The organism is Halomonas sp. BM-2019 (genome assembly GCF_017584085.1).
The window spans coordinates 1,734,942-1,740,892 of sequence record NZ_CP071922.1 but is presented as its reverse complement, the minus strand read 5'-3'; the positions used below and the strand labels follow the sequence as shown (position 1 = coordinate 1,740,892).

General features: G+C 68.8%; 8 protein-coding genes. 7 read left to right on the top strand and 1 reads right to left on the bottom strand.

Features of this window, described 5'->3' with window-relative positions; translation table 11 throughout:
- The 7 genes from lptA to J5F18_RS08730 all read left to right on the top strand — a co-directional run.
- On the top strand, positions 1–400 hold a 400-nt coding region (lptA, locus tag J5F18_RS08760; RefSeq protein ID WP_346301865.1), incomplete at its 5' end, for a lipopolysaccharide transport periplasmic protein LptA.
- An 8-nt stretch (positions 401–408) separates the two neighbouring features.
- The gene (lptB, locus tag J5F18_RS08755) at positions 409–1,134 is read left to right on the top strand and encodes an LPS export ABC transporter ATP-binding protein (protein WP_346301864.1); all 726 of its coding nucleotides are present in this window, start codon (positions 409–411) and stop codon (positions 1,132–1,134) included.
- 154 nt (positions 1,135–1,288) lie between these two features.
- On the top strand, positions 1,289–2,701 hold the full coding sequence (locus J5F18_RS08750) for an RNA polymerase factor sigma-54 (RefSeq protein ID WP_346301863.1): 1,413 nt from the start codon (positions 1,289–1,291) through the stop codon (positions 2,699–2,701).
- Between the two features lie 169 nt (positions 2,702–2,870).
- Entirely contained in the window at positions 2,871–3,179 is a 309-nt protein-coding gene (raiA, locus tag J5F18_RS08745) for a ribosome-associated translation inhibitor RaiA (RefSeq protein ID WP_346301862.1), read from the top strand.
- A gap of 7 nt (positions 3,180–3,186) precedes the next feature.
- Positions 3,187–3,651 (top strand): PTS sugar transporter subunit IIA, encoded by a 465-nt coding sequence (locus J5F18_RS08740; RefSeq protein ID WP_346301861.1) that lies wholly within the window; start codon positions 3,187–3,189, stop codon positions 3,649–3,651.
- Positions 3,652–3,696: 45 nt separating this feature from the next.
- On the top strand, positions 3,697–4,617 hold the full coding sequence (gene rapZ, locus J5F18_RS08735) for an RNase adapter RapZ (RefSeq protein ID WP_346301860.1): 921 nt from the start codon (positions 3,697–3,699) through the stop codon (positions 4,615–4,617).
- 2 nt (positions 4,618–4,619) lie between these two features.
- Positions 4,620–4,889, top strand: coding sequence for an HPr family phosphocarrier protein (locus J5F18_RS08730; RefSeq protein ID WP_346301859.1), 270 nt, complete (start codon positions 4,620–4,622; stop codon positions 4,887–4,889).
- 159 nt (positions 4,890–5,048) lie between these two features.
- On the opposite strand, the gene J5F18_RS08725 is transcribed toward J5F18_RS08730, so the two are convergent.
- On the bottom strand, positions 5,049–5,951 hold a 903-nt coding region (locus J5F18_RS08725; protein WP_346301858.1), incomplete at its 5' end, for a metallopeptidase TldD-related protein.

Below are 5,951 nucleotides of genomic sequence, written 5' to 3'. Positions count from 1 at the left end.
CCGCCTCGACCTGGACGATCGCGCTGGCACCGCCGTCTACACCGGCGACGTGGATATCCGTCAGGGCAGCATGCGCTTGACCGGCGATCGGGTCGAGATCCAGCGCAACCCCCAGGGCCAGCTCTCCCGAGCCATCGCCACCGGCGAGCGCGCCTACCTCGAGCAGCAGCCCGACCCCGACGAGCCCAAGGTACGCGGCTGGGGCCGCACCATCATCTACCACGTGGCCGAGCGCCGCATCGAGCTGATCGACCGCGCCGAGCTGCACCAGGGCGGCGACACCTTCGACGGCGGCTACCTGGAGTACTTCCTCGATCGCCGCGTGGTGCAGGCCCGCAGCGAGGCCGAGGGCGTCGAGGGACGCCAGCGCATCCGCATGACCCTACAGCCCGAGCAGTAAGGCCGCCCATGCAGACTCTTCATGCCCGCCACCTGGCCAAGAGCTACAAGCGCCGCCGTGTGGTGCAGGACATCAGCCTGGCCATCCGCCAGGGCAGCATCGTCGGCCTGCTGGGCCCCAACGGCGCCGGCAAGACCACCTCCTTCTACATGATCGTGGGGCTGGTGCGCGCCGACGCCGGCGAGGTGGCCATCGACGACCTGGACCTGTCGCGGGCCGCCATGCACGAGCGCGCCCGGTCCGGCATCGGCTACCTGCCCCAGGAAGCGTCGATCTTCCGCAAGCTGTCGGTGGCCGACAACATCATGGCGATCCTCGAGACCCGCCGGGACCTCGACCGGGAGGGGCGCCGGGCGCGCCTCGAGCAGCTACTCGAGGACTTCCACGTAACCCATATCCGCGACAACCTCGGCATGAGCCTCTCCGGTGGCGAACGGCGCCGGGTGGAGATCGCCCGGGCCCTGGCCACGGAGCCCGCCTTTATCCTGCTCGACGAGCCCTTCGCCGGCGTCGACCCCATCTCGGTGGGGGAGATCAAGGGTATCATCCGGCAGCTCAAGGCCCGCGACATCGGCGTACTGATCACCGACCACAACGTCCGCGAGACCCTGGATATCTGCGACACCGCCTACATCGTCGGCGACGGCCAGATCATCGCCGAGGGCAACGCCGAGTCGATCCTCGCCAACCAGCGCGTGCGCGAGGTCTACCTGGGCCAGGACTTCCGCCTCTGACCCGCCTTCCGGCCGCAGCCCCCTGATATGCATGTCGTTATTCGATGGCGGCATGCGTCTTGCGCCTGGCATGGATGTTGCTTCGTCTCCGCTTGCAAGCCCGACGCACCCGCGCTAGGGTGAGGCTTTCCCGTCAGAGAGGGACTCCGTCACCATGGCCATGAAAGCCTCCCTGCAGCTGCGCGTCGGCACCCAGCTGACGATGACGCCCCAGCTCCAGCAGGCCATCGCCCTGCTGCAGCTCTCCACCCTCGACCTGCGCCAGGAGATCCAGCAGGCGCTGGAGTCCAACCCCATGCTGGAGCTCGAGGAGGGCTTCGGCGAACAGGCGGTCAGCGAGACCCCCGAGGATGACTGGGCCAGCGAGATCCCCGACGAGCTCACCACCGACAGCGACTGGTCGGACACCTACCAGGACCTGGGCGCCCCCGCCGGCGGCGAAGGCCCGGACTTCGAACGGGAGGCGAGCGTACAGAGCCTCCAGGGCCATCTGGTCTGGCAGCTGGCGATGACGGACCTGGACCCTCGCGAGCGCCAGGTCGCCGAGAGCCTGATCGATGCGGTGGACCCGGCCGGCTACCTGGCCCAGCCCGTCGACGAGATCCGCGAAGGCCTCCGCGCCCAGGGGCTCGACGGCTTGCGCAGCCGCGAAGTGGAGCAGGTGCTGCTGCGGCTTCAGCAGTTCGAGCCCACCGGTGTCTTCGCCCGCGACCTGCGCGAGTGCCTGATGCTGCAGCTGGCCGCCCTGCCCGACGACACCCCCCTGCTGCCCCAGGCGCGTCGGCTGGTGCGCCAGTTTCTCGAGGCCCTGGCCGGCGACGATCGTCGCCTGCTCAAGCGCCGGCTGGGGCTCGACGACGACGCCCTGGAGGCGGTGATCACCCTGGTGCGCTCGCTGGACCCCCGCCCAGGCAGCGCCTACGCCGGCATCGAACGCGACTACGTGATTCCCGACCTGGTGGCTCGCCACGACAGCGCCGGCTGGCAGGTGGAGCTGAACCCCGAGGCGCTGCCGCGGCTGCGCATCCAGCCCGACTATGCCGCCCTGATCCGTCGCACCGACAAGAGCCAGGACAACCAGTTCCTCAAGGACCACCTGCAGGAGGCCCGCTGGCTGATGAAGAGCCTCTCCAGCCGCAACGACACCCTGCTGCGGGTAGGGCGCGAGATCATGGCCCGCCAGCTTGACTTCCTGGAACAGGGCGAGGAGGCGATGAAGCCGCTGATCCTGGCCGATATCGCCCAGGCCGTGGAGATGCACGAGTCGACCATCTCGCGAGTCACCACCCAGAAGTTCATCTATACGCCCCGCGGCGTCTTCGAGCTGAAATACTTCTTCTCCAGCCAGGTGGGGGGCAACGGCGAGGGCGATGCCCACTCCAGCACGGCGATCCGCGCGCGCATCCGCAAGCTGATCCAGGAGGAGCCGCCACGCAAGCCGCTCTCCGACAGCAAGCTGGTGGCCCTGCTCGAGGAGGCCGGCATCCAGGTGGCCCGTCGTACGGTAGCGAAGTATCGAGAAGCCATGGGCATCCCCTCCTCCAGCGAGCGCAAGCGGCTGCGCTGAGCCCATCTCCCAGCATGCCCCGAGGCGGCAGTCACGTCATCTGCCGGCCGCCACCTGCACAGGCTCCGATAACCCGCATCAGGCCTGCCGCAGCAGCGGCGGTGAGGGGGTATGCAAGGCGGGAAAAAGGGTTACAATCGAGCCATCACCAATGAGCAAGGAGCTTGTCATGCAAGTCAACATCACCGGCCATCATGTGGAATTGACCGACGCCCTGCGTGGCTATGTGGACGAGAAACTGGCTCGCGTGGAGCGCCATTACGACAACATCACCAACGTCCAGGTGATCCTGTCCGTGGAGAAGGAACGTCAACTCGCCGCCTGCACCCTGCATGCCGCCGGTGCCGACCTGCACGCCGAGGCTCAGGATGGCGACATGTACGCCGCCATCGATGCCCTGGCCGACAAGCTGGACCGCCAACTGGTCAAGCACAAGGAAAAGACCCAGGCCCGCGCCCAGGGCGCCGGGGCCCGCTGATCCCGTCATGACACTGGAAACCATCCTGCCCCCCGAGCGCACCCTCTTCGGTGTGCCCGGGGGAAGCAAGAAGCGGGTGCTGGAGTTCTTCAGCACCTTTATCGCCCAGAACACCCCCAGCCTCGACAGCCAGGAGGTGTTCAGCAGGCTGATCGGGCGTGAGCGCCTGGGCAGCACCGGGATCGGCAACGGGGTGGCCATTCCCCATGCCCGGAGTCCCCACTGCAAGGCCCCCATTGCCGGCTTCCTCAAGCTGGCCGAGCCGGTGGACTTCGACGCCATCGACGGCGAACCCGTCGACCTGGTGTTCGTGCTGCTGGTTCCCGAAGAGGCCGACGATGCCCACCTGGCCCTGCTGGCGCAGGTGGCGGGCGTGATGAACGACGGCGAGACACGCACCGTGCTGCGCCGAAGCGAGAGCCAGCGCGAACTGCACGAAAGACTCATCGAGGCGATCCGACGACAGGGCTGACGGCCCGACGGGCCGCCCGGCCAGCCCCCCGACCAGGAGACCCCCATGCAGCTCGTGATCATCAGCGGCCGTTCCGGCTCGGGCAAGTCGATCGCGCTGCAGGCCCTGGAGGACCTCGGCCACTACGCCATCGACAACCTCCCGGCGATGCTGCTGGGCCCGCTGGTGGACGAGCTCAAGGGCGCCGAGTCGCCGCACTCCTCCATCGCCGTGAGCATCGACGCGCGCAACCTCCCCCAGGCCCTCAAGCGCTTTCCCCACCTGCTGCAGGCCCTTCGCGACCGCGGCATCGCCTGCCAGGTGATCTACCTCACCGCCGAGCCGCGGGTCCTGCTCGAGCGCTACTCGGAGACACGGCGCCGCCACCCCCTCACCCGCGACAGCGAGATGACCCTGGCCGAGGCGATCGACTCCGAGGAGCAGGCGCTCTCCGAGATCCGCGACCTGGCGGAGCTGGTGATCGACACCACCCGGCTGTCGGTGCACGAGCTGCGCCGCCGCATCAGTGACCAGGTGGCACGCCACCGTCCGGGGCGGCTGACCCTCACCATCGAGTCCTTCGGCTTCAAGCGCGGCGTCCCCCTGGACGCCGATCTGGTGTTCGACGCCCGCTGCCTGCCCAACCCCTACTGGGATCCGCGCCTGCGCAGCGCCACCGGGCGTGATGCCCCGGTGATGGAGTTCCTGGCCAGCTACCCGGCCGTCGACGAGATGCGCCGCGATATCCAGGGCTGGGTGGAACGCTGGCTGCCCCGCTATCTCGCCAGCCACCGCAGCTACCTGACGGTGGCCATCGGCTGCACCGGCGGCCAGCACCGCTCCGTCTACCTGGCCGAGCAGCTGGCGGAACAGCTGGCGAGCCAGCAGGCCGACGTCCGTCTGCGTCATCGCGAGCTGGGCATCCACGACGTCCTGACCACGACGCATGCCCCCGCACGCCCCGACACTCCCGATCAAGGAAGTTGAGCGTGCCGCAACGCAAGCTGACCCTGACCAACCGACGCGGCCTGCACGCCCGCGCCGCCACCAAGCTGGTACAGTGCTGCCAGCCCTTCGCCGCCCGCGTCAGCGTGGCCAACGGCTCCCTGGAGGGCGACGCCGCCAATATCATGTCACTGCTGATGCTGGCCGCCCCCTGCGGCACAGAGCTCACCGTGACCGCCGAGGGGGAGGAGGCCGAGGCGGCGCTGGAGGCCGTGGAGGCGCTGTTCGAGGCCCGCTTCGACGAAGATGAGTAACGGAATGGCTGCGCTCGGCCAAGCGGCGTTGAAGCCCTCCTCACAATGCTCATTTAGGTTCCCTAAACTCCGCTTGCTCGTCGGGCTTCGCCTTGCCTGACCTTCGCTCGCTCATCCCTCTCCGTCGCAGACTGGGACTCCCGGGTTAACCCGGGGACGTCAGCCACCCGCCACGGTCATCTCATCGATCAGCCAGCTGCCGGTATGGATGCTGCCGCGGGTGTCGGTGTCGCTGCCGATGCCGGCCAGCCCCTGGAACATCGCCTCCAGGTTGCCGGCGATGGTGAACTCCTCCACCGGATGCCGGATCTCGCCGTCCTCGACCCAGAAGCCCGCCGCGCCACGGGAGTAGTCGCCGGTCACCGCGTTGACCCCCTGCCCCATCAGCTCGGTGACCAGCACCCCGCGTCCCATGCGGGCAAGCAGCTCATCGCGCGAGACCAGCGGCGCCTCGATGCGCAGGTTGCGGGCGCCCCCGGCGTTGCCGGTGGTCTGCATCCCCAGGCGCCGCGCGCTGTAGGCGGAGAGCATGTAGCTGGCCAGGCGACCTCTCTCGATGAAGACATTGTCGCGGGTCTGGACGCCGTCATTGTCGAAGGGGGAGCTCGCCATGGCGCCCACCTCCATGGGCTGCTCCTGGAGGCTGAACCACTCGGGAAAGAGGGGCTCCCCCAGGCGGTCGCACAGGAAGGAGGCCTGGCGGAACAGCGCCCCGCCGGCAATGGCACCCATCAGCGAGCCGACCAGGCCCGCGGCAAGGGTCGGGTCGAACAGCGCCGGCAGGCGGCCGGTGGCCGGGCGGAGGGCCCCCAGGCGACGCAGGGTGCGTTCGGCAGCGCTCTCGCCGACCCGTTCCGGAGCCAACAGGTCGCGGGGATTGCGCGCGCTGGTGTAGTCGTAATCGCGCTGCATGCCGAGCTCGTCCTCGGCGATCAGCATGCAGGAGAGCGAATGGCGGCTGCCCCGCTGGCTGCCCAGAAAGCCGTGGCTGTTGGCGTAGACGCGCACCCCCTCGCCGCTGGAGAGGGAGGCCCCGTCGGAGCTCTTGATACCGGCCCGGCC

Excerpts from the sequence above, each read along its gene's own strand:
- lptB (WP_346301864.1), top strand. The coding sequence starts at position 409 with ATGCAGACTCTTCATGCCCGCCACCTGGCCAAGAGCTACAAGCGCCGC.
- J5F18_RS08750 (WP_346301863.1), top strand. The coding sequence starts at position 1,289 with ATGGCCATGAAAGCCTCCCTGCAGCTGCGCGTCGGCACCCAGCTGACG.
- raiA (WP_346301862.1), top strand. The coding sequence starts at position 2,871 with ATGCAAGTCAACATCACCGGCCATCATGTGGAATTGACCGACGCCCTG.
- J5F18_RS08740 (WP_346301861.1), top strand. The coding sequence starts at position 3,187 with ATGACACTGGAAACCATCCTGCCCCCCGAGCGCACCCTCTTCGGTGTG.
- rapZ (WP_346301860.1), top strand. The coding sequence starts at position 3,697 with ATGCAGCTCGTGATCATCAGCGGCCGTTCCGGCTCGGGCAAGTCGATC.